Genomic DNA, 21,432 nt, shown 5'->3' with positions numbered 1-21,432 from the left:
GTTGAGGCCGCCTTTCACGACCGGCCGATGCCGGTGAGATCCAGTGACTCGGAGACGTAGTTGACGGGCAGGCCGGTGATGTCCTTCTCCGCCACCATCAGGTTCGGCAGCAGGAACAGCCAGTCGGCCGCGGCGTCCTTGGACAGCAGCCGGGCAGCCGCCCGCATATTGGTGATCTGCTCCTGCTGGGTGCCCTCGTCCGCCTTCTTCAGCAACTCGCGGAATTTGGCGTTGTCGTAGCGGGTGTAGAAGGACTTGCTCCCGAACACCGTCCCCATGTCGCGGGGCTCCACATGCGCGACGATGGACATGTCGTAGTCGGCGTTCTTGAACACGGTGGACAGCCAGGCGGCGGGGAATTCCAGCTGGTCGAGCTTGACCTTGAACCCGGCCTGTTCGAGCTGGCTCTTGACCACCGTGCCGCACGCGGTGGCGTAAGGCAGCGTCGGAATCCGCAGCCGCAGCGTACGGCCGGCCACGCCGGACTCCTTGAGGAGCTTCTTGGCCTTGCTGCGGTCGTACGGATACTGCTTGGTGAGGTTCTGGTACCACGGGTCGGTCGGAGGCACCATGCTGCCGATGAGCTTGCCGCGGCCTGCCCAGCAGGTGTCCATCAGGGATTTGTGGTCGATGGCGTAGCGGACTGCCTGGCGGGCCTTCAGGCTCTTCAGCGGGCCCGAGCCGTTGTTGAAGGCGAGAAGCACCTCGGAGTTGGTCGAGCCCTCGGTGACCTTGTACTTCGGGTTGTTCTTGAACCGGTCCAGCGCATCCGGGGGCTGCATCGTGCCGATCATGTTGATGGTGCCCGTCAGCAGCGCGTTGTGCATGGCCGTCGGGTCCTTGAAGTACTTGAGGGTGACCGAGGCGAAGTTCGGCTTGCGCCCCCAGTAACTCTCATTGCGGGCCAGCGTGATCGAGTCGCCGCGGTTCCACTTCTTCACCGTGTACGGGCCGGTGCCCACCGGCTTGGTGGCCAGATTGCTGACGCCGGTCCGGCTGAACATCGCGCCGATGCGGGTGCTCATCCGGTACAGCCATTCGTTGCTCGGTCTCTTGAGGGTGACCTTGAGCTCGGTGGGCGATTCCGCCTGCGCCTTGTCCACGACGTCCATCTGGGACTTCGTCGCAATCGTCCAGTCGGACTTGACGCGCTCGATGGAGAATTTGGCGTCCTCGGCCGTGAACGGTTTGCCGTTGCTGAACTTGGCGTCCTTCACCAGCTGGAAGGTGTAGGTCTTGCGGTCCTTGGACAGGCTCCACGATTTTGCCAGAGCCGGTCTTATCTTCCCGGACTGGTCCACCTTCACCAGGTTCTCGTAGACGTTGTAGAGCAGTGCCTGCGGAATGGCGGCACCTTCGGTCTTGGTGAAGTCGAGGTTGGCCGGCTCGGCGATGAGGCCGACCTTCAGCGCTTCGTTGGTCTTCCCGGAGCTGCCGTTGCTGTTCCCGTCTGCCGAGGACCCGGCCGAGCAGGATGCCAGCAGCAGGCAGGAGAGCGTGGCTGCGATCGTCCCGGTGTTCCGCGTCAGCTGCTTGTGTGGCCTCATGTGCTATCCCTGGCTTTCCATGGTGTGCAGGACGGCGGATGTGACGTCCGCTGTGGTGGCATTACCGCCGAGGTCGGCCGTGTGGTGCCTGGTGTCTCGCAAGGTGCCCGCCACCGCGTCGCGGACGCGGCGAGCCGCGCCGGTGTGGCCGAGGTCGTCGAGCAGCAGTGCGCCGGAGAGCATGCATGCCACCGGGTTTGCCACACCCTTCCCGGCGATGTCGGGTGCGGAGCCGTGGACGGGTTCGTAGATGCCCGGTATGTCCGCGCCCGGAAGGACGTTGGCACTGGGTGCCATGCCCATACCGCCGGCCAGCACCGCGGCGAGATCGGACAGGATGTCGCCGAAGAGGTTGCTGGTGAGCAGGACGTCAAGGGATCGCGGATCCTGGATCATGCGTGCTGCCATGGCGTCGACCAGCACGGTTTCCAGCCGGACCGCCGGGTAGTGTGCGCCGACCTCGCGCACCACCCGGTCCCACAGCGGATAGCCGTAACGCATCGCGTTGGACTTGGTCACCAGGCACAGACGCCCCGACCGCCCAGCGGCCAGGGCGAAGGCGTGGTGGGCGGCGCGCTCGATGACGCGACGGGAGTGCACGGCGATCTCGATGCCGAGATCGTGACCGCTGCCGGCGTGCGCCACTCCGCCGGCGCCGACGTACTCGCCCTCGGTGTTCTCGCGAACGATCACCAGGTCCACGCCCTCGGTGTCGCGCACCTTGGTGGGAACGCCGGGGAACGCGTGCACCGGGCGGAGGTTCACGGCGAGGTCCAGTTGCTGCCGCAGGCCGATGATCAGGCCCCAGATCAGTTCGTGCTCGGGCACATCGGGGCGTCCGACGGCGCCGAACAGCACGGCGTCCGCCTTCTTGACGAGCTCGGCCGCATCGTCCGGCATCGCCGTGCCCTGCCGGAGGAACCGCTCGCCTCCCCAGTCGAACGAGGTCACCTCGAGCCGGTGGCCGTCGGCCTCCAGCGCGGTGCGGAGCACGGGCACGGTCGCCGCGACGACCTCAGGGCCGATTCCGTCGCCCGGTATGGCGGCGAGCCGCACGACTGTGGTCTCCCGCGTCATGGACGGCACCTTTCGCTATGACTGGCCTGACCAGTAAGCTCGCTTGCCAGGTACCGTGACGACTGGAGCTGTTCTTGTCAAGGGTTCGAATGCCCAGGTATCCGGGCCGACGAGCCCGGTGTCCGAGCAAAGGAGAGTGCGGGTGCACACGGAACAGGGCCTGGCCGCCATGCCGGCCGTCGAGATGGTGGCCGGATTCGCTGACCGCACGTTGTCGCCGGTCCAGGTCCACGACGCCGTCCAGTCGGTGATCGAGGCGCGCGAGAGTGTGCTCAACGCGTTCTGGGTGCGGGATCCGGACGAGTCCCGTATGGCAGCCGTGGCCAGCGAGGCCCGATGGGCGGCGGGGGAACCGCTCGGTCTCATCGACGGCGTGCCCGTGACGCTGAAGGAGAACGTCGCCCGCAAAGGCGTCCCCATGCCCTCGGGCAACGCGGGCACTGAGCCGGTCGTCCCCGAGAGGGACGCGCCCATCACCGCGCGGGTCGTCGAATCCGGTGGGGTGATACTCGGATCGACCGTGATGCCGGACTGGGGCATGCTCTCCTCGGGGGTCTCCAGCCGGCACGGCATCTCCCGCAGCCCCTGGAACCCTGCCTGGACCACGGGCGGTTCCAGCTCCGGTGCGGGGGCCGCGGCCGCCGGGGGATACGGTCCGCTCCACGTCGGCACCGACATCGGGGGATCGATCCGGCTGCCGGGCACCTGGCTGGGCCTCGCCACGCTCAAGCCCAGCTACGGGAGAATCCCGCTGGACACCCCGTACCTGGGGCGCAACGCCGGCCCCATGACCCGTACGGTGGCGGACGCGGCCCTGTTCATGCGTGTCCTGAGCCGGCCGGATCCCCGGGACTGGTCGAGCCTGCCGCCGCAGGACATCGACTGGTCGGCGCTGGAGGGCGATGTACGCGGGCTGCGGGTGGGGGTGCACTTGGACGCCGGCTGTGGAGAGCCATGCGACGCCGAGATCCTCGCCGCGGTGCACGGTGCCGCCGCGCTCTTCGAGGCGGCGGGAGCCGTCGTGGAGCCGGTCGAGCCGTATCTGAGCCAAGATCTGCTGGACGACCTGGACCTGTTCTGGCGGGTGCGGTCCTGGAACGACTTCCGCGCACTGGCGCCCGATGCGGGGCTGCGCGTCCACCCGCACATCATCCAGTGGTGTCAGGGCGGCGCGGACGTGCCGGGCACGAAGGTGCTCCAGTGCTACCAGCAGATCATGCGCATCCAGGCACAGACCGTGGCGGCAACGCTCCCGTACGATCTGGTGCTCTCGCCGGTGGCTCCGGTGGCGGCGTTTCCCGCTGAGCAGCCGATGCCGTTCATGGGGGACGGGAAGAACATGTCCCACATCGGCTTCACCGCGCCGTACAACATGTCGGGGCAGCCCGCGGCGACCGTCAACTGCGGTTTCACGGCGGACGGTCGGCCCATCGGGGTGCAGATGGCGGGCCGCCGCTTCGACGACCTCGGCGTCCTGAGGGCAGCGGCGTGGTACGAACACAACCGGCCTGCCGACGCGGTCCCGCGCTGGCCGGACAGCGTCCCCGGGGCGGTCACCGGGGAGCACACGACACGGACCACGCTCGAAGGGGAGAAGCAGTGAGTGACGGGGCACAGTTCCGGCAGGTTGCGCCGGTACGGCTCTACCAGCGCATCGTCGAGCAGATCGAGCAAGCGATCGCGCGGGGTGACTTGAAGCCCGGTCAACGGCTGCCGAGCGAGCGAGAGCTGGTGACGCAGTTCGGGGCGAGCCGGCCCACGGTGCGGGAGGCGTTGCGCGTGCTGGAGAGCAACGGCCTCGTCCGCTCGCGCCCGGGTGACCCGAACGGCCCGGAGATCCTCCCCTTCACGTCGGCCGGTCTGACCAAGGAGATGACCCGGCTCGTCCAGTTCGACAACATGTCGATGGCCGAGCTGATCTCGTTCCGCATGATCCTCGACGGATCGGCGAGCATGCTGGCGGCTCGGCTGCGGACCGAGGACCAGCTGTCTGCCATGGAGCGGACGCTTGCCGTCATGTCGGACGCGATCGAGACGGGCTACGAGGAGTTCAGCAAGGCGGACGTCGCATTCCATGAGGCGGTGGCCCTGGCCAGCCGCAACTCCCTCATCGAGGTCTGCAACCAGGTGGTACGGGGCGCTGTCCTCTCGCTGATCTCGGACAAGGTCGCCCATGCGCTCAACAGCACAGCGCTCATGCGGGAGTCGCTCCACCACCACCAGGAAGTGCTCGAGGCGATCCGGGTACGGGACGGCCAGGCGGCAGCACGCATCTCGCGGCGCACACTCTTCGACTACTACGCGGGCTACGTCCCCGAGGACGAGCAGGGGCCGCTGCTCGCACTCGTGGACGACGAAGAGACCTGAGTCCCCGCGCGACCACGCGCCGCGACCTGGCCTCGCCCTGCTCACAGCCGGGCAGCGGCAGGTCCGGGTTGTGGCGCAGCGCGTCCAGCCCAACGTGCACGCCACACCCTGAACCGGCCCGGGGCCTTCCGGCACACCCCTCCCGCGGCGAGCACCACTGATCCCACGCCCTCGGCCGTTGGTGATTCACGATCGGGGCAGCCCACCGTGCGCAACGCCGGGACGAGGGCCGGGTGTCGGGACCGTTCAGTCGTCGCGGGGTTTGCGGAACTCTTCGATCAGCACGGGATACTGCTCCCCGCCGTGTCCGGCGGCGATCGAGCGGTCGGCCATCGCCTTGATCAGTTTCGGCAGTTCGGCGTTGACACCCACCGCCTCGCTCTCCTCGATCAGGTGGGCCATCGCCCGCGCGTCGGTCTCCAGGGCCGACACCTCGGCCGGGAAGGAGCCGCTGTCGATCTGCTCGGCATATCCAGGCAGCCATTCGGCCACACCGGCAGCGATCTGCTGCGCGAACGGCGCATATGTTGCAGCGTCGACCCCGGCCGTCCTGAGCATGGCGGTGCCCTGGAGCCAGGCGTTCAGGACGCTCCACATCATGGCCAAGCCGGCCATCGTTGACGCGTTCCGCGAACCTTTCGGCGGGGAATGTCCCGTCGACAGGTCAGCCGCGCTTCGGTCACTGTCGCGCAAGTCGAGGACGGACAACTGAGGGGGACTCGTGTGATCGATCTGCCGTTCAACCAGCCAGGTCGTTTCTGGAGGGGCAATCTGCACACGCACTCCGATCGATCCGACGGAGCGCTCTCCCCCGCGGAGACGGTGCGCCGCTATCGGGAGGCCGGCTATGACTTCCTGGCCGTCACCGATCACTTTCGGACCGAGTACGGCTTCCCGGTCACGGACACTCGGCCGTTGCGTACGCCCGGATTCACCACGTTGCTGGGCGCCGAACTCCACGCCCCGCGCACCGAGGCCGGACCGAAGTGGCACATTGTCGCTGTAGGACTCCCCCTTGACTTCTCGCCGCCCGAGCCGGGCGAGAGCGGTCCGGAGCTGGCACGCCGGGCACGTACCGCGGGCGCGTTCATCGGTATGGCCCATCCGGCGGCTTCACTGCTCACCGCTGCTGATGCCGAAAGCCTGGATGCGGCCCACGCGGTCGAGGTCTACAACGCGCTGTCCGCGCGCGAGGACCGGGCCGAGAGCTGGCACTTGACCGACGTCCTGCTCAACCGGGGACACCGGCTGCATGCCTACGCCGCCGACGATGCCCACTTCCAGCCCCAGGACCCGCCGGGGTGCGCGGCCTGGGTACAGGTCCGCGCCCAGTCCCTCGACCCTGCGGCGCTCCTGTACTCCCTCAAAGCCGGCCACTACTACTCCAGTACCGGCCCTGAGCTGCTCGACATCCGACTCGAAGACGGCCTGATCAAGGTGCGCTGCTCCCCGGCACGCAAGGTCTTCCTCAGTGGGGGCGCTCCAGGCGCGCAGGTGGTCGAAGGCGAAGCATTGACGGAGGCTTCCCTGCCTGTGGCGATGTTCGAACGTGGTTACTGCCGGGTGACCGTCGAGGACGCCACCGGAGGACGCGCCTGGAGCAACCCCATCCAGTTGCGAGCACGACCCCACGCTTCCACGCAGATCTAGCCGGCGGCGGTGCCCTCGTTGTCGACCCTGAGCGTGGGGGCGGTCTGGTACGTAGGAGGCGGAGGGCGCCACCTCCCGTCCTCTGCTGCGTACGGCTCGCGTCCGGGCGGCGCCAGCAGTCCGCGCGCTTGAGGATCACGGGCCTCCCGGGCTCGGCGACACAGCCATGCGGGTCGGGAGTGTCGCGCTGCGGTCAGGCGCGCCGTACCGTTCGGCGATCTCGGCTCGCTGCTGTGCGCGAGGGGCGGCGCCGTCCAGATCGGCCCGGGCGACCGTTCTCAGCTGCGTGGGCAGAGGCTTTCACAACTTGTCGAGGCCGAGGTTGGCAATGGCGGTCTTGGCCACTTCCCTGCCCCGATCGGTGAAGTCGCCCTTGCCGGGATAGGTGATCACCAGCTTGTACATGTCGCCGGACGTGGTCCGGTAGTAGAAGATCTTCGCCTCGCGCGGAAGCTGGTTCTCGCTGTCGGTCGACGAGAAGGTGATGGTGTTCTCGGCAGCCTTCTTGTCCTTGTACGTGGTCTCCTTGGGATAGCTCTTGGGAGCCGGCTCCGAGTCCATGCCGAGATCGCTGCTGCCGCTCTCCTTGTAGGTGGCATTGTCGTCGTACATCTCGGCGGCAGCCGACTCGGCGACGCTGTTGCCGAAGCTGTCGTCGGACTTCTTCTCCAGGTGCAGAGTGATCCGCACCGCATCGCTCAAATCGGCGTACTGGACCCAGCGTTCGTCCTTTGGGGAGTCGGCGTCCGGTACCGACTTCTTGTATCCCTCGGGTACCACCATCGTCGCGCTCAGGCCCTCGACCTGTTCTGTCTTCCACCCGTCCGGCAGCGGTCCCGCGAACGGGTTGACGACCAGCAGTACGCCCGCGACCACGACGGCCAGGCCCCCCGTACCGACCGCGATCCAGCCCTTACGGCTGAGACCGATGCCCTTGCCGCCGCCCGGGCCCGCAACCCGTACCACCTGGGTGGGCTGCGGCGGTTTCGCCGCCTCCTCCAGCAGCTTCCGGACCTGGGTCGCGTTCGGACGCCGGGCCGGGTCCTTGTTGAGGAGCCCGTTGATCACTTCGGCTGACGGGCCCTTCGCCGAGGCGGGAGCCGCGGGCGTCCCGTTGAGCACCGACTGCAGGGTTGCCGGCGTGTTGTTGCGCCGGAACGGCGAGATGCCCTCGGTAGCGGCGTACAACACGACGCCCAGCGACCAGAGGTCGCTCGCAGGGCCGGGCCGCCGGCCCAGTACTCGCTCCGGTGCGATGAACTCGGGTGAGCCGACGAACCCGCCCGTTTCCGTCAGATTCGTCTCGCCCTCGATCTGTGCAATCCCGAAGTCGGTCAGGATCACCCGGCCGTGCCGACCGAGCATGACGTTGTCCGGCTTGACGTCGCGGTGCAGGATTCCCGCCTGGTGCGCGGCATCAAGGGCGCCCAGTACCTCCAGGCCGATACGGGCCGCCTCGCGCGAGTCGAGGGTTCCCTCCTGCAATGCGTCGGCCAGCGACCGGCCCTGGAGGAACTCCATGACGATCCACGGCTGCCCCTCCTCGACCGCCACGTCGTGGACGTTGACGACCGCCGGGTGGTCGAGCCGGGCCGCGGCCCTGGCCTCACGGCGCATCCGTTCGAACGCGTTGGCCCGCTCCCGCTCCGGAAGGTGCTCCGGGAGCCGCGGCTCCTTGACCGCCACCTCGCGGTCCATCATCTCGTCCTTGGCCCGCCACACGGTGCCCATTCCGCCGTGGCCGAGCTTGGTCAGCAGCCGGTAACGGCCCGCGATCAGCCGCCCCGCACCCGGGTCCGGCTGCGCCTGCTGCTGCGGCGCGACGTGAGTGGGCGTGTGATGCGGAGACGCCTCGTTCTGCTGGGAGTACGGGCTGTGCAGTTGGTTGTACGGGTCCTGCTGTGATGGTGGCTGAACCCACTGGCTCGTCGGCTCGTACGGGCGTCCCCCTTGGTGCGTCATGGCCACAGATCATCACAAAAGCAAGTGGCGGATCACCACGCAAGGTGCCCAAGTTGCGGGATTGTGACGTGTTTCCACGTCAGTAGCCTCGGCGTCTCCAGCGCGAGGGAGCCGATTGCCGCGATCGACTCTTTGCCAACCAGAATATTGGCCAGATTGCACCATGCCGGCCGGCTCGGAACAACCCCCCGCGGCGGGTGGGTGTGGTGTCGGCAGCTGCGGCCAGGCCGACACCCGCGTTCGGGGAGAACCCGGCAAACGCCGTGAAGCACCCGGGCCTGTGCGGTCATGCTCATCGGCGGCCTACAGCCCCACTGGGGCAGGCGTGCCGAGCGTGCAGGACAGCGTCAGGGTGCCGGCCGCGGCGGCCACGAGAGTCGTGTGCTGGTGAATCCTGAATGCCTCGGCCGGATCGTCGGGCACGGGTTCCGCGTCGCGCGGCAGCAGGCCGTCGTCGTGCTGCGCCGCGGCGAGCTCCTCCCACACCGTACGGTCGCACAGCGGTTTCTCCAGGCATGCGCCGACGATCAGCAGTTCGCCGACCAGATCCCACTGCGCGACCTCTTTCCAGATGTCGATCCAGACCGGCAGCCAGGTGGTCAGATACGACTGGAGCTCGCTGGGCATGGCGTTCGGCCGGGCGCCCCAGTCAGTGAGGTGGAAGACGGTGTGGGTGAGGTTGTACGCGGTCGCCCAGTCGATGGCCCACGGCTCAGGCGTGCGGCCGAGCCATGTTTCCGCGGCGAGCGCCTGCCAGTCCTGCTCGCCGACGATGCCGGCTACGCGGGCGGCGTTGGCGACGGCGAGGCGGCGGTTGGGCATCATCTCGACGGCGTGCCACGAGCGGAGACCGTCCAGATGCGCGAGCAGGCCGTCCAGGCGTGGGTGACGGTAGCCCGCCCTGACGAAGTGCGTGTAGAGCTCCAACGGGTCGGTCGTCACCGGATGCCGTAGCTGCCGCTCGTACAGCCGGTCGCCCTCGCGCAGCTGCTGCCAGGCGAAGTCGAGCAGCTCGCGGGCCGTCCGTGTCTCCCGCCGTCCGGTGACGCCTTCGCGCAGGACGAGCGAGCAGACCATGGCCGTCTCGCCGAGGGGCTTGTACATGCTGTCGGGGTCGGCCAGTTCGGCTGTGGTGTCCGCGGGCAGGCCGCCGTAGACCTCGGTCCTGCGCAACCAGTCAAGGGCCCGGATGGCGACCCGGTGGGCCGTGGCCGTCACCGGCATCGGCGCGCTCATCGGCTTCTCCTCCGTCCGTTCGGGCGTAACATCCACCGGCTGATCGCGACCTCGAGCGCCGTACGCGCATCTCTCGCACCGAACAGCAGCATGTGGTCCAAGACCGGTGCGGGGTCCAGCGGGGCATCCGTCCCACGGACCCGCACCAACGTCAGCCAGCGGGCGAGGCCGATGGCGGTGGCGGGGTCCCGGCGCAGCATGGAGCGTGCGACGCTGCGCGAGAGCCACACCGCGTGGCGGTGCGCCGCAGCGTGTACCGGGCTGTCCAGAGCGGGCAGCGCCAGCGGCGACAGCTGGGCCATGCACACGGACCAGCTCTGCCAGTGGAACCCCTGGGACTCTTCCGAAGCCGCGTACGGAGCCGGCGGTGCATCAGGCAGCGGCACATCCGCCAGGCGCCAGCCGGACAAGGCCAGGACCTGGGCCGTGGCCCAGTCGCGCGACGCCGTGATCCGGGCGGCGCCGGGATCGGCCATGGTCAGCGGAAACACGCGGTATGCCGCCGCCACCGCCTCCGCTTCCTCCGCGTCGACCGGCAGACCCCGCAGCACGTACGGGGCAAGCACGTCCGCCCCGAGTACGCGCACGGCGGCCAGCGCCACCTTCCTGTCAGCCGCGCCCCGAAGATAGGCGCCCAGCACACCCGGGCCCGTGCCCCCGGCGCCCTGAAGGGCACCGAGGACGCGGGCGGCGAGTTGTTCGACCGCCTCTGCATACTCCGCACGCGGCGCGGTGCCAACGTATGACATCCGCAGATTCACCTCCACCAACTGCACCACGGGCGAAGCCCGTTCGCTACAAAGCGGTTTTCACCGAAGCGGCACTCTTCCTTGAGTGCGATAGGCAAGAAGCCCGTTACGACTTGTCCTTGGGCTCCTTCAGGGACAGCAGAAGCAGGGCCGCGAACAGCCCGCCTACCGCCTCAGGGCAGTACTGAGGTGCGTCACCCACGCTCGCTTCGTGCCGGACCGTCAGCTCCATCACTGCCGCGGACTCCGCCGGGAGTGCTGAGGCTGTGCCGACTGAATGGTGCGTCTCCTTCATGTGCCCGGCGTTCTTCCACGAACCGGCGCCATCGCCTTCGATGGCGCTTCGGTGAAGAAACTATGACGGTTCCCTGGCGGTCACCATCGGCCAGATGGCCGGAGCGCACCCCCCAAGAGGCCGAGGCGGCCGCATCCGCCGGCGTCTGCGGCGTCCCGGGCGACTTCGGACTGTGGCCGGATTTGCCGGTCGGTCGGTGGTGCCGGCCGTCGGGACCGACGGAGGCATCCGCCGCCACATGCTGGGAGAGTGTCTCAAGTCCGCGGGGTTCGGCCCGTCGGTCACAGAAGCTCGGCGCCGAAGGGCAGGGCGGTGATTTCAGCCAGGTTCACAGTGAGTACTTGTGCGAGCTGTATCGAGTAGCCATAGTGTGTGACGCAAGCGCTTGCGTTGACGGAGGGGGAAGTGGGGATTCAGAGCCCCTGTTTCACGCCCTGCCCTGGTCACCCCTTCTCCGCCCGCCCATGGACCGGCCCTGGTCAGTGTCCCCCGTCGCTGGCCAGGGCCTCTTCTTCTCCTGATGACCAGTCGTGCGTCGCCGCCTCATGCCTCGGCGGCATGGGGGCGGCGGCGCAACCCGAGCGTATCGGCTGGCCGCAGCGTTCAGGGACAACGTTTGCGCCCCAGCATGAAGGGGCGCATGGCGCATGCCACCCTCCCGGCATTCGACTGCTCACCGAACCGGCCGAGAGCGGCCCACTGGTCGAAGCCGCCGGGCAACCCGGTGCCGAATGCAGCGCCTTGAGGCTCCCCCCAGCGGACCAAGTAGATAGACGCAAACGCTTGCGCAATTAAGTCTCCCAGTCGTACCGTCTGTCCACCTGCGGATCCCACCGATGTGATCCGGTGAGAGGAGAAGTCTGCTGTGGCGGTCAGCATCGTGGATGTCGCCCACGCCACTGGCGTCTCGGCGTCGACCGTGTCACGCGCGCTACGCGGCCGGCCGGGCGTCTCGGAGGACGTACGAGCGCAGATCGCGGCCGTGGCTGAGTCGCTCGGGTACACCGCGTCCCGGTCCGCGGCGACCCTCGCCAGTGGCCGCACATTCACGATCGGTGTGGTGGCGCCGTATGTGAGCCGCTGGTTCTTCGGCACGGTGCTCGACAGTGCCGAGCAGGTGTTCAGCGCCGCAGGCTATGACGTCATGCTGTACAACCTCGGTTCGCACGAAGCCAGGAACCGGTTCTTCAGCAAGATGCCGGCCCGCAAAAGCGTGGACGCCATGCTGTGCCTGCTGATTCCTACCGAGCAGGAGGCTGCGGCGCTCCACACCCTAGGGGTACCGATGGCCACCACCGTCGGTGGCCCGCGTCCCGGGTTCACCGTGGTCGGCATCGACGACTACGCGGGGGCAACGCAGGCGATACGGCATCTGGTGAACCTCGGTCACCGCAGGATCGGCATGATCGCCGGTGCGAGCGGACCGCAGCAATGGACGACGCCCATCGAGCGCCGTCGGGCATACCTCGACGTCCTCGACGAGGCAGGCATCGACCATGACACCGCCCTGGAAGCCGATGGTGGATTCACCATCGCGGGCGGTGAACGGGCCATGACCGAACTGCTGGCCGTGGCGCGTCCGCCGACAGCCGTCTTCGCCCAGTCCGACGAGATGGCGATGGGCGCGCTGCGATCCCTGCGGAAACACCGCTTGAAGACGCCTGACGATGTGTCCGTCGTCGGCTTCGACAACCACGAACTGGCCGACGTGGTCGGCCTGACCACGGTGGCTCAATCTGTGACGGACCAAGGCACCGAGGCGGCCCGGCTGCTGCTGCGGCAGTTGGAGGAGCCGGATTCCCCACCGCCCGTCTATACGGAGATGCCCATCGGCCTGGTGCTTCGCGAGACAACTGCTCCGCCCCGCCTGCGCGGAACTCAGTAGCGCGCCGTCCTTCCTTTCCCCCGTTTCCCCCGCTTTCTCCGTCTCCCCCGTTTCCCTGTCTTGAAAAAGCAGACCCCGGCACCGCGCCAATCGAGGCGCAGGGCACTGTCGAGGACAAGTTTACGACCTGGGGATGTACGACTCCGGCCTGGGAATCTACGCCGCGACGACAAAGGCGAACAGAGCTCCGCCCGCCAAAAGAGCGCCCCTCGCAAAATGTCAGCTGTACAAGAAGGGCGGCCCGCTCCACCTCTTCGCCGAATCAGGACTTCTCCGCCAACGACGGCTACCCGCTCCGGTAAGGACGGGAAAGCCGGGTCTGGGGCGGGGGCCGCGCCGGAGGGGGGCGCGGCCCCGCCCCGCCTGGCTCACGGCACGGACGGGCCGCCGTTCCTCATTCAATGGATCTCCTTCCTGTGTCCCGTACTGATGGTGTTCGACTTATTTGAAAGTGCACACACCATGGGAAGTGGTCGCTCACCAGTTGTGGTGTGCCCGAAAAGAATGGCCACCTTGCCGTCCAGCTCCCAGCTCACGCAGCAATTCGGAAACGAGGACCTTGCGGGGTCATTTACCGGGAGAGTGGCGTGGCGCTCCCGCGGCGAACCCACCAAGTGGTCGTTATCCGGCACCGATTGGCCGATTGTTCGCGGTTACCAACCGGAAACCCTCAGGCGAAGCTCAAAACCGCCGGGACGGCATTGACTGGACTCCCGGTAACGCAAGAGGCTCCTGACGGAACGAAAAGGTCGGCCTCATTGGAACGCACACGCGGCCCTGCCGTCCTCTCACAAGGGACACACCGTGATCTGCGTCATCGTTGTTGGTAACGAGAATCTGCTCCTTGTCGGCGCAAAAAGAACACTGGAGGAAGCGGTCGACATTCAAGTACCAGCAGTCTGCGGACAGTCGACCGCCTTGGAAACCACCGCACTTCTCAATCCTCAGGTGGTACTGCTGAACCACGACGGTGCACCGGACGAAACCCTTTCGCTGCTCTCCGAGTTGCGTGCGCTGCCGCGGACGCCCGGCGTCGGTGTGCTCACCGGATCCCCGGATCTGCGGTTCGCCACCGCCGCGCTCCTCGCGGGCGCGACGGGCATTCTGTTGCGGGATGCCGCTCCGGCCGAGCTGACCAACGCGGTCCGTCTGCTCGCCTCCGGAAGTTGGGTGCTGGGAGAGAAAGCTTCCCCCGCGCTCGTCGATGAGCTCCGGGTTCCGCTCCCCGAGGGCACCTACACCCGGGCAGCGACCCTCTCGGACCGGGAGCGGGAAGTTCTCTCCCTCCTCGTCGAGGGACTGTCCAACGCCGAGATCGGCCGCCGCCTGCTGATCAGCGTGTCGACCGTCAAGGATCACATCAGCGCCATCTATACAAAGCTGGGCACAACCAATCGGGTACGGACGGCAGTCCTGGCAGACCGCATAAGGAGGCACTCCCTACGGCCGGCCCGCGCCGAGGGCGCGGCCTGACGATGCGGCCGACACAAACGAGTGCTCTCCGGCATCGGTGAGGGGCCGTGCTCTCCCTCACGTACTCGAATGGCACATATCGGTTGTACCGGGGACGATGGGGAGGGGTGGGAGCGGATTACGTCGACAAGAGGAGCCCCCATGGCCACCGCAGCCGACATCATGAACCGTGGCGCCAATTGGGTGCCCGCCACCGAAACACTCGACCGGGCCGCACAGCTCATGCGCGAACTCGATGTGGGCGCCCTGCCGGTCAGCGACCCCACCGACCCCAATGAACGCATGTGCGGCATCCTTACCGACCGTGACATCGTGCTCGGGTGCGTCGCTGCGGGTCACGACCCCTCGCGCGTCACGGCTGGAGACCTGTGCCGGGGCACGCCGCGCTGGATCAGCGCGGATGCGGACGTGAACGAGGTCCTTCGGGAGATGGAGACCAGTCAGATTCGGCGTCTGCCGGTCATCGATGAGAACAAGCGCCTGATCGGCATGATCAGCGAGTCCGACCTGGCCCGCCACCTGAGCGATCGCCAGCTCGCAGAGTTTGTGGAACGCGTCTACGCCTGACACCTGGCACCTGGCGGCCTCGGGACAGGGACCGGCACCAACTCACCCGCACACGGCCCGACGGTTCGCGGGCGGGGTCGGTCGGTCAACTGCCGGGCGTCCCCGGCGCGGTCTGCTCGGCCCAGATGACCTTGCCGTCCTTGGTGTAGCGGGTGCCCCAGCGCGCGGTGAGCTGGGCGACGAGGAAGAGTCCCCGTCCGCCCTCGTCCATGGTGGCTGCGTAGCGCAGGTGCGGTGAGGTGAGGCTGCGGTCGTAGACCTCGCAGGTGAGCGTACGGTCGCGCAGCAGCCGCACCTTGATCGGCCCGACGCCGTACCGCATGGCGTTGGTGATCAGCTCGCTGAGGATCAGTTCCGTGGTGTCCGCGAGGCTTTCCAGCTCCCACTCCGTCAGCCGTGCGGAGACGGCGGCGCGTACTCGGGGAACGGCTGCGGGGTCCTGCTCCACGTCCCACTGTGCGACCTGTCCGGCTCCCAGCACCCGCGTACGGGCGACGAGCAGCGCGATGTCGTCGCTTTGGACTTCCGGGAGCAGGGCGTCGAGCACGGCGTCGCAGGTCTGCTCGGGGGACTGGTCCGCGCGCGCCAGGGTCTCGCCGAGCAGCCGGAGCCCGGTGTCGATGTCCTGGTCGCGGCGTTCGACAAGGCCATCGGTGAACAGGACGAGTCTGCTGCCCTCGGAGAGCTGCAACTCGGCGGACTCGAAGGGCAGTCCGCCGATGCCGAGGGGAAGACCCGAAGGTACGTCCAGGAACTCCACCGTGCCGTCGGGGTGCGCGAGGGCGGGCATCGGGTGGCCGGCCCTGGCGATGGCACAGCTACGGGACACGGAGTCGTAGACGGCGTACAGGCAGGTGGCGCCGGTCATCGTGGTCTCGTCGCCGGCCACGATGGCGTCCTGGTCGGTGCGGGTGACCAATTCGTCGAGGTGGCCGAGGAGTTCGTCGGGCGGCGGATCGAGGGAGGAGAAGTTGTGCACGGCGGTGCGCAGCCGTCCCATGGTGGCGGCAGAGTGCAGTCCGTGCCCGACGACGTCGCCCATCACCAGGGCGACCCGGGCACCTGACAAGGGGATGACATCGAACCAGTCGCCGCCGGCTCCCTCCTGCGCGGGAAGGTAGCGGGAGGCGACCTCGACGGCGCTCTGTTCAGGCAGGGTGCGGGGCAGCAGACTCCGCTGAAGCGCCACGGCCATGCCGTGCTCGCGGGTGTAGCGGCGTGCGTTGTCGAGGGACACGGCAGCGTGGGCGGCCAGTTCGGCCGCGAGGGAGAGATCGTCCTGCTCGAAAGGCTCGGGCGTCTCCGAGCGCCAGAAGTTGACAACGCCCAGCAGTACGCCGCGGGCGGGCAGCGGTGCCGAGATGAGCGAGTGGACTCCGTAATCGAGGATGCGGGAGGCCCGCCCCCGATCCACGGTCTGCCACCCCAGGGAGTCACGCAGCCGGGGCACCAGGATCGCCCGCCCTGTCTCGATGCAGCGGGCGGGTGGCGAGGACGGCGTGAAAGTGACCAGGTCGCCGACGGGGAAGAAGGGAGTGTCCTCGCGGATGCCGCTGACGGCCGTGCGCCGCATCAGCGTGCTGCTGTCACTGGTGCCGCTGCCGTTCACCCCCGGTTCTTCGCCGCGCAGCACGGGCTCGGCCAGGTCGACGGTGACGTAGTCGGCGAAGCGCGGGACCGCGACCTGAGCCAGCTCCTCGGCCGTATGAGTCACATCGAGGGTGGTGCCCATACCGCGGGTCGCGTCGTAGAGGAACTCCAGCCGCCCCCGGACCAGCTCGACCCTCTGCGACGCCTCGCCGATCATCTCCATCACCTCATCGGTGCGGAGTGGTTCCTCTCCGACCACCGCGTCGACCGCAAGCCGCGCGGACGCCGCGCCAATGGGGCCGGAGAGCTGGGCTTCCGCGTGATGGATCAGATCCGGGGTCGCTGCGGCTTCGGGTGAGTCGGGTCTCGTTCCGGGGTAGGAGCGCATCGCCCGCTCGGCGCCCTCCCGCCCGAGGAAGCGCTCCAGCATTGTCTGCAATGTGCCGACCGTGGCACGGGCCTGCCAGCGCCGCTCTCTGGCAGGCTCCGCGAAGATATCGACGAACTGCACCGCCTGCGCCCGCTCGGCGGCGTTCGGTCGTCCGGCGAGTGAGACGGCGACATACCCACCGACGTTCACCAGTGCGCTCCAGAACATCGCATGGCTGATCGGGTCCATTCCCGCCAGGCCGAACAGCTGCTGCGGCCGGAGCAGCTCAATGCCGAGCGGGCCCTCACGCAGGAACGAGGCAGGCAGCAGCCCGGCCTCGGCGAAGCTCGGCAGCAGCAGGGTGTACCCCCACATGAAGAAGCCCGCCACAAGGCCCACCAGCACGCCCCAGCGGGTGCCGTTCTTCCAGAACAGACCGCCGAGGATCGCGGGCGCGAACTGTGCCACAGCAGCGAACGACACCAGGCCGAACGACGTCAACGCCCGTCCCTCGCCTGCGAGTCGGAAGTACGCATACCCGAGCAGCAGGACCAGCACGATGGTCGTCCGGCGGATGCCCAGTACCAGGCCGGTGACGTCGTCCCGGTGCGCCAGCCGGGACTTGCCGCGCAGCAGCAGCGGCATCACCAGTGAGTTCGACACCATGGTGCTGAGCGCGATGGTCTCGACGGTGATCATTGCGGTGCCCGCGCTGAGGCCGCCGATGAAGACGAACAGCGCGAGTGCCTGCTGCCCTTCGACCATCGGGAGGGTCAGCACGTAGGAGTCGGCGTCGGCGGCCTTCCCGAGCCGCAGAAGCCCACCGGCTGCGATCGGAATGACGAAGAAGGTGTTCGCGAGCAAATACAGCGGGAACAGCCACATCGCCCGCTTGAGGTGCCGCTCGTCCACGTTTTCGACAAAGGTGACCTGCCACTGCCGCGGCAGCAGCATGATCGACAGCATGGACAGCACCGTGAGCCAGACCCATGTGCCGTAGCCGGTGTGCCCTCGCAGCGTGAACAGTTGGGTGAGGTCGGCGTTCACTGCCTGGGTGAACAGGTCGTCGAACCCCCGGAACATCCAGAAGGTCACAAAGACCCCGACCGCGAGAATCGCCCCGAGCTTGACCACGGACTCGAATGCGACCGCCGCAACCATGCCCTCGTGGCGTTCAGCGGTGTCCAGGTGGCGGGTGCCGAAGAGGATGGTGAACACAGCGAGCAGCAGCGCTGCATACAGGCCGGTGTCCTGAAGCAGCGGAACATGGCCCAGATCCGACGGGGAGGTGATCCCCGGATACCGCCGAATGATCTCAAAGGTGTTGGAGACGGCTTTGAGCTGTAGCGAGATATACGGAACAACCCCGACCACAGCGATGATCGTGACCAGCCCGCCCAACACCGCGCTCTTGCCGTAGCGGGCGGAGACGAAGTCGGCCAGCGAAGTGACCCGGTGCCGACGGCTGATCCGGATGATTCTGCGCAGCACCAGCCAGCCGAGCGCGAACGTGATCACTGGCCCCAGGTAGAACCCCAGGAAGCCGATACCGGTCGTGGCGGCCGAGCCCACGTTGCCGTAGAGCGCCCACGCGGTTTCGAACACCGCAAGGGAGAGGGCGTAGACCGTGCCGCTGTTGATCAGGCTCCGGCCGGTGTCTGCCCGCCGATCGGCATAGAAGGCCACAGCGAAGAGCACACCGAGGTACGCCACCGAAACAGCGACGATGACCCCGGTCCGAAGCACAGCACTACCGCGATCTGGCGACGATGACGGCGACCAGGCCGATCACGATCGCCCATACGAGATAGATGTACGCCCAGAGAACCGGGACGCCGAAGACCCGGTCCCGTTGGTCGAACTGCGCCAACAACGGCGGGATGACCAGCACGAACCCCAACGCAGCTACGGCCGCCAGGCGCCCGGCCAGCCGGCCGTCGTCTCGTGACTCCGCCACGGCTGCCTCCACAACCCCAATGTCACGCCTCGCCACGCGCCAGGACTGTTCAGTGCCGTATCACGGCCGCCGAACACGCCATGACCAGCACAATCGTCATCCCAGTACGGTATCGGGGCCCCGCTGCATCGTCGAAGACCAACATGCCCATCACCTGGGGGACGCCCCTGGGCCGGCAGAGATCCCTCTTCCGCCTGGGGCTGCCCTGTGCGGCTTCGGAGGACGTCTTGGTGGTGGTCAGGCCGGGGCCCGCGTTCCGAGCGGGGCAGGTCGCGCAGAATCTGACAGCTCTCCGCCCCTTGACACGGCTCCCTCATGCCATTGAGGATCCTGCATCGTGAACCTGTCAGACAGCCAGACACCCTCAGGCATACCCCGGCGCATCAGCGCGATGGAAGCCGTCCTGACGCATCTGCGTGGTGCCATCGAGCGCGGCGAGTACGCGGTGGGCGACAAGCTGCCCTCGGAGGCGGAGCTCTGCCGTCGTCTGGAGGTGAGCAGGCCCGTACTGCGGGAGGCCCTGCGCGCCCTGGCGACGATGGGGCTCACGGTCTCGCGCACCGGCAAAGGCACCTTCGTCATCTCGAATGGCGCGGTGGAGGACCCGACCTTCGGCGACTACACGGCGAGCCACCTCCTTGAGGTGCGCCACCACGTGGAGATCCCGGTGGCCGGATACGCGGCCCTGCGCCGTACTCCCGAAGACCTCGACCGGCTCTCCCACCTGCTGGACCGGATGGAGCAGGAGACCGACACCACCGCGTGGGTGGCGATGGACTCCCTCTTCCATCTGGCGGTCGCCCAGGCATCTCAGAACCCGGTCTTCCGCAGGTTCGTCGAGGAGATCCGCGACGCGCTGGCCCAGCAGTCGGCGTTCCTCAACGACGTGGGCGGACGGCGCGAGCAGTCCAACCGCGAGCACCGGGCGATCGTGGAGGCGCTCGAGGACGGCTCCGAGCAGGACGCCGTGGACGCCATGACGCACCACCTCGAACGGGTCGAGACGACCCTCGAATCCATCGTGCGCCCCCACCGCACCGCCCCCACCGGCCCCCTCACGGAAGAAGGCGGAGAACAGGCGTGACCGAAAGAACCCTGCAGCAAACGGAACGGCAGCACACCGCCGCCGCGTCCCTCGATGCCATCGACGCCGGCGATGTCGGATACAGCAAGTCCCTGAAGTCCCGGCACGTCAACATGATCGCCATCGGTGGCGCCATCGGCACCGGGCTGTTCCTCGGCGCGGGCGGCCGGCTCGCGGGCGCCGGGCCCTCTCTTGCGCTGGCCTACGCGGTCTGCGGGGTCTTCGCCTTCCTCGTCGTACGGGCGCTGGGCGAACTCGTCCTGCACCGCCCGTCCTCCGGTGCATTCGTCTCCTACGCCCGCGAATTCCTGGGCGAGAAGGGGGCGTTCGTCGCGGGCTGGATGTACTTCCTGAACTGGGCAACCACCGGGATCGCCGACATCACGGCGGTGGCGACGTACACGCACTACTGGGGAATGTTCAGCGATGTCCCGCAGTGGGTGATCGCCCTGATCGCGCTCGCCGTCGTGCTGGCCGTGAACCTGATATCCGTGAAGATCTTCGGTGAGATGGAGTTCTGGTTCGCGATCATCAAGGTCGGCGCGCTGGTCTGTTTCATGCTGATCGGCATCTTCCTCCTGGTCACCCAGCAGCCGGTGGACGGCCACTCCCCCGGTCCTTCACTGATCACCGACAGCGGCGGGGTCTTCCCGCACGGCATGCTGCCGATGCTGCTGGTCATCCAGGGCGTCGTCTTCGCCTACGCCTCGGTCGAGCTGGTCGGTGTCACGGCAGGCGAGACTCGTGAGCCGGAGAAGATCATGCCCAAGGCGATCAACTCCATCATGTGGCGGGTGGCCCTGTTCTACGTCGGCTCGGTGGTGCTGCTGACGATGCTGCTGCCCTGGGACGCGTACTCGGCCGACGAGAGCCCCTTCGTGACCGTGCTCTCCAACATCGGCGTGCCCGCGGCGGGCGGCGTCATGAACCTCGTCGTCCTCACCGCCGCGATGTCCAGCCTCAACTCCGGGCTCTACTCGACCGGGCGCATCCTGCGGTCGATGGCGCTGTCCGGCTCGGGGCCCGGGTTCACCGGTGTGATGAGCCGCAGCCACGTTCCGTACGGCGGCATCCTGCTCACCTCGGCCGTCTGCGTCCTGGGCGTGGGGCTCAACTACGTCGTGCCGAGCGACGCGTTCGAGATCGTGCTGAACTTCGCAGCGATCGGCATCCTGGCCACCTGGGCGCTGATCATGATCAGTCATCTGCTCTTCTGGCGGAAGGCCAAGGCCGGAGAGGTCGTCCGGCCCGGCTACCGGCTGCCCGGCTCACCGTGGACCGAGCTCGTCACGCTCGCGTTCCTCGTCTCCGTCCTGGGCCTGATGTGGGCCGACGGCGGCGCGGGGCGGATCACCGTCATGTCCCTGCCCGGGATCGCGCTGGCGCTGGTGGGCGGCTGGTTCCTGGTACGCGGCCGGGTCGGATCCATCCGGGCCGCGGCTCAGGCCCGGCGGGCGGAAGCCGAGCGGACCGAGGGCGAGGCATGAGCGTGATCCGTACCGCGGACGGGAGCACGGCCGCGGTGCCGGTGCCCCCGGCCGAGCAAGTTGCCGAGCAACTTGCGACGGAACGGCTGGGAGCGCGGCGACCTTTGACAGAGCCGCCCGTGCGCCGTACACCCGC

General features: G+C 67.9%; 15 protein-coding genes and 1 pseudogene. 8 read left to right on the top strand and 8 right to left on the bottom strand.

The window, feature by feature from the left end; translation table 11 throughout:
- Positions 1 to 14: 14 nt before the first annotated feature.
- Together ACTWP9_RS03685 and ACTWP9_RS03680 are read right to left on the bottom strand one after the other, a co-directional pair.
- On the bottom strand, positions 15 to 1,547 hold the full coding sequence (locus tag ACTWP9_RS03685) for an ABC transporter substrate-binding protein (RefSeq protein ID WP_443244480.1): 1,533 nt from the start codon (positions 1,545 to 1,547) through the stop codon (positions 15 to 17).
- Positions 1,548 to 1,550: 3 nt separating this feature from the next.
- Positions 1,551 to 2,624, bottom strand: coding sequence for an isocitrate/isopropylmalate dehydrogenase family protein (locus ACTWP9_RS03680; protein WP_443244479.1), 1,074 nt, complete (start codon positions 2,622 to 2,624; stop codon positions 1,551 to 1,553).
- Positions 2,625 to 2,766: 142 nt separating this feature from the next.
- On the opposite strand from ACTWP9_RS03680, the gene ACTWP9_RS03675 reads away from it, so the two are divergent.
- Together ACTWP9_RS03675 and ACTWP9_RS03670 are read left to right on the top strand one after the other, a co-directional pair.
- Complete coding sequence (locus ACTWP9_RS03675; protein ID WP_443244478.1) at positions 2,767 to 4,227, top strand: amidase; 1,461 nt, start codon at positions 2,767 to 2,769, stop codon at positions 4,225 to 4,227.
- Positions 4,224 to 4,991: a FadR/GntR family transcriptional regulator gene (locus tag ACTWP9_RS03670; RefSeq protein WP_443244477.1), complete on the top strand. Its 768-nt coding sequence runs from the start codon at positions 4,224 to 4,226 to the stop codon at positions 4,989 to 4,991. The genes ACTWP9_RS03675 and ACTWP9_RS03670 overlap by 4 nt, the downstream gene beginning before the upstream one ends.
- A 246-nt stretch (positions 4,992 to 5,237) precedes the next feature.
- Here ACTWP9_RS03670 and ACTWP9_RS03665 read toward each other — a convergent pair whose 3' ends face one another.
- Complete coding sequence (locus tag ACTWP9_RS03665) at positions 5,238 to 5,597, bottom strand: imine reductase family protein (RefSeq protein WP_443244476.1); 360 nt, start codon at positions 5,595 to 5,597, stop codon at positions 5,238 to 5,240.
- Positions 5,598 to 5,714: 117 nt separating this feature from the next.
- Between ACTWP9_RS03665 and ACTWP9_RS03660 the strand changes: the two genes are divergently transcribed.
- Positions 5,715 to 6,641 carry a CehA/McbA family metallohydrolase gene (locus tag ACTWP9_RS03660; protein WP_443244475.1) on the top strand — a complete coding sequence of 309 codons (927 nt, stop codon included), beginning with the start codon at positions 5,715 to 5,717 and terminating at the stop codon, positions 6,639 to 6,641.
- A gap of 300 nt (positions 6,642 to 6,941) precedes the next feature.
- Here ACTWP9_RS03660 and ACTWP9_RS03655 read toward each other — a convergent pair whose 3' ends face one another.
- The 3 genes from ACTWP9_RS03655 to ACTWP9_RS03645 all read right to left on the bottom strand — a co-directional run bounded on the left by ACTWP9_RS03655 (position 6,942) and on the right by ACTWP9_RS03645 (position 10,588).
- Complete coding sequence (locus ACTWP9_RS03655; RefSeq protein ID WP_443244474.1) at positions 6,942 to 8,603, bottom strand: serine/threonine-protein kinase; 1,662 nt, start codon at positions 8,601 to 8,603, stop codon at positions 6,942 to 6,944.
- A 303-nt stretch (positions 8,604 to 8,906) separates the two neighbouring features.
- Positions 8,907 to 9,839, bottom strand: a complete 933-nt coding sequence (locus ACTWP9_RS03650; protein WP_443244473.1) for a DUF6895 family protein — start codon at positions 9,837 to 9,839, stop codon at positions 8,907 to 8,909.
- Complete coding sequence (locus tag ACTWP9_RS03645) at positions 9,836 to 10,588, bottom strand: hypothetical protein (protein WP_443244472.1); 753 nt, start codon at positions 10,586 to 10,588, stop codon at positions 9,836 to 9,838. The genes ACTWP9_RS03650 and ACTWP9_RS03645 overlap by 4 nt, the downstream gene beginning before the upstream one ends.
- A gap of 1,160 nt (positions 10,589 to 11,748) precedes the next feature.
- Here ACTWP9_RS03645 and ACTWP9_RS03640 point away from each other — a divergent pair.
- The 3 genes from ACTWP9_RS03640 to ACTWP9_RS03630 all read left to right on the top strand — a co-directional run bounded on the left by ACTWP9_RS03640 (position 11,749) and on the right by ACTWP9_RS03630 (position 14,808).
- The gene (locus ACTWP9_RS03640; protein ID WP_443244471.1) at positions 11,749 to 12,768 is read left to right on the top strand and encodes a LacI family DNA-binding transcriptional regulator; all 1,020 of its coding nucleotides are present in this window, start codon (positions 11,749 to 11,751) and stop codon (positions 12,766 to 12,768) included.
- A gap of 918 nt (positions 12,769 to 13,686) precedes the next feature.
- Positions 13,687 to 14,241 carry a helix-turn-helix domain-containing protein gene (locus ACTWP9_RS03635; protein ID WP_443244470.1) on the top strand — a complete coding sequence of 185 codons (555 nt, stop codon included), beginning with the start codon at positions 13,687 to 13,689 and terminating at the stop codon, positions 14,239 to 14,241.
- A 141-nt stretch (positions 14,242 to 14,382) separates the two neighbouring features.
- Positions 14,383 to 14,808: a CBS domain-containing protein gene (locus ACTWP9_RS03630; protein WP_443244469.1), complete on the top strand. Its 426-nt coding sequence runs from the start codon at positions 14,383 to 14,385 to the stop codon at positions 14,806 to 14,808.
- Between the two features lie 85 nt (positions 14,809 to 14,893).
- On the opposite strand, the pseudogene ACTWP9_RS03625 reads toward ACTWP9_RS03630, so the two are convergent.
- Positions 14,894 to 16,600: pseudogene (locus ACTWP9_RS03625) on the bottom strand (ATP-binding SpoIIE family protein phosphatase); the annotation flags it as partial.
- A 1,918-nt stretch (positions 16,601 to 18,518) separates the two neighbouring features.
- Positions 18,519 to 18,725, bottom strand: a complete 207-nt coding sequence (locus ACTWP9_RS03620; RefSeq protein ID WP_443244468.1) for a hypothetical protein — start codon at positions 18,723 to 18,725, stop codon at positions 18,519 to 18,521.
- 337 nt (positions 18,726 to 19,062) lie between these two features.
- Between ACTWP9_RS03620 and ACTWP9_RS03615 the strand changes: the two genes are divergently transcribed.
- Together ACTWP9_RS03615 and ACTWP9_RS03610 are read left to right on the top strand one after the other, a co-directional pair.
- Positions 19,063 to 19,809: a FadR/GntR family transcriptional regulator gene (locus ACTWP9_RS03615; protein WP_443244467.1), complete on the top strand. Its 747-nt coding sequence runs from the start codon at positions 19,063 to 19,065 to the stop codon at positions 19,807 to 19,809.
- An 11-nt stretch (positions 19,810 to 19,820) separates the two neighbouring features.
- Complete coding sequence (locus ACTWP9_RS03610) at positions 19,821 to 21,296, top strand: amino acid permease (RefSeq protein ID WP_443244830.1); 1,476 nt, start codon at positions 19,821 to 19,823, stop codon at positions 21,294 to 21,296.
- Positions 21,297 to 21,432 lie beyond the last annotated feature (136 nt).

This window comes from Streptomyces sp. 3N207, from assembly GCF_052246355.1.
GTDB lineage: Bacteria > Actinomycetota > Actinomycetes > Streptomycetales > Streptomycetaceae > Streptomyces.
The sequence above is the reverse complement of the archived record's forward strand: the minus strand, read 5'-3'. Positions and strand labels throughout refer to the sequence as shown.

Coding starts and splice junctions, on each gene's coding strand:
- ACTWP9_RS03685 (WP_443244480.1), bottom strand. CDS start 1,547: ATGAGGCCACACAAGCAGCTGACGCGGAACACCGGGACGATCGCAGCC.
- ACTWP9_RS03680 (WP_443244479.1), bottom strand. CDS start 2,624: ATGACGCGGGAGACCACAGTCGTGCGGCTCGCCGCCATACCGGGCGAC.
- ACTWP9_RS03655 (WP_443244474.1), bottom strand. CDS start 8,603: ATGACGCACCAAGGGGGACGCCCGTACGAGCCGACGAGCCAGTGGGTT.
- ACTWP9_RS03650 (WP_443244473.1), bottom strand. CDS start 9,839: ATGAGCGCGCCGATGCCGGTGACGGCCACGGCCCACCGGGTCGCCATC.
- ACTWP9_RS03645 (WP_443244472.1), bottom strand. CDS start 10,588: ATGTCATACGTTGGCACCGCGCCGCGTGCGGAGTATGCAGAGGCGGTC.
- ACTWP9_RS03630 (WP_443244469.1), top strand. CDS start 14,383: ATGGCCACCGCAGCCGACATCATGAACCGTGGCGCCAATTGGGTGCCC.